The organism is Lamprobacter sp., from assembly GCF_034860625.1.
Classification (GTDB): Bacteria; Pseudomonadota; Gammaproteobacteria; order Chromatiales; family Chromatiaceae; genus Lamprobacter.
In genome coordinates this window covers 1-1,414 of sequence record NZ_JAYESN010000509.1, presented here as the reverse complement: position 1 = coordinate 1,414, position 1,414 = coordinate 1, and the positions used below count along the sequence as shown (strand labels likewise).

The window sequence follows — 1,414 nt, the reverse complement described above, 5'->3', positions numbered from 1 at the left end:
TGCTCGGCACGTCGTGCTCAGGACGGGGTGCGTCGATCGGTACCGTGACGCTAGGCACGCAGCTCTCGGTAGCGGTCACCGTCGTCAAGATTGGGTTGGGCGTCTTCAGGGTCATCATCAAAGGTCCAGATAAGGAAAAAGCGCAGGACCAACGTCATGCGCCAGGGGTGGGAGAGGATCGATCCACCTGGGCCAAGCCCAGGCGGGATAGGAGACATCACTGCGTGATGGCCAAGGCGGATGGGATTTATGGGGTCAGGTTTGGTTTAATTGTCGAGCCACCCACCGGGCGCGGCCCCTGCCAAGCCCGGCAGCCCTGACCTGAAGGGCAAGGACGCCCACAACCCATTCAACCCCGCTCCCGTTCATTCGGGGCGGGGTTTTTCATGGCCGAGCAATGACGTTGGTTCGCGACCTCACCGGAGGAGCGGTACAATTGGCTGGTCTGCGGGCTGTAGGGAAATCGGCGCAAGCCAACGAACGCCGCACCGCGTTACAATCAAGCCTCAAACCAGCCGCTTGCGCGTGCGCATCAAACCCACGAACCCGACACCCTTCCGGACCGACTGGAGCGCTGTCGCCGACCTCGCCGACACCCCTGCCACCGTCCAGCCTCCGGGTGCAGCAGCAGTGTCGTTGTTGTCATGAGAACCGAGGTGCAACGCCCCTGTGCACTGTGTCACATGGACACCTGTCGAGCGCAGCGATCAGCGCGCGAACGCTACTCGACCCGCAACGCTCGGCAGACCAGAGGCACACCACCATGGCCAACCTGCAACCCATCACCCTCACGCGCCATCGCGACCACCGCTGGACGCGCTATACCGACTACCGCTTTGCCGCTGCCGACACACTGGCCCCGCTGGTGGTGCAAGAACTGTCAAAAGCGGTGATGAGCCTGCCGATCGGCTTCATCAAACAGGACAGCCACGACCAGCTCGTCGCGATCCAAAGCCTCCAACCCGACCAGAACCTCTTCGTCACCGCTGACAGCCGCTGGCTCGGCGGCTACATCCCCGCCGCCTACCGCAGCTACCCGTTCTCGCTCGCCAAGACCACCGATGGCCAACAGGTGCTCTGTATCGATGAGGACAGCGGTCCGCTGAACGTTGATCCGGACTCCAATGAAGGCGAGCCCTTCTTCGACGCCGACGGCCAGCCCGCCGAGCCGGTGCAGAAGGTACTGCGCTTTCTCGAGCAGGTCGCCGCCGACCGCCAACGCACCGAGCGTCTCTGCGCCCTGCTCGCCGAACACGGCCTGATCCAGCCCTGGCCGCTGACGGTGAAGACCGCTGACGGCGAGCGCCCCGTCCAAGGGCTGCACCGCATCGACGAGGCTGCCCTCAACGCGCTGCCGAGCGAAGCCTTCGACACCCTGCGCCAGGCCGGTGCCCTACCGCTGATCTACTGCCAG

The 1,414-nt window shown here is 64.4% G+C and carries 1 protein-coding gene; it reads left to right on the top strand.

From position 1 onward, the window contains the following. Positions 1-763 precede the first annotated feature (763 nt). On the top strand, positions 764-1,414 hold a 651-nt coding region (locus VBE63_RS29305), incomplete at its 3' end, for a SapC family protein (protein ID WP_323686497.1).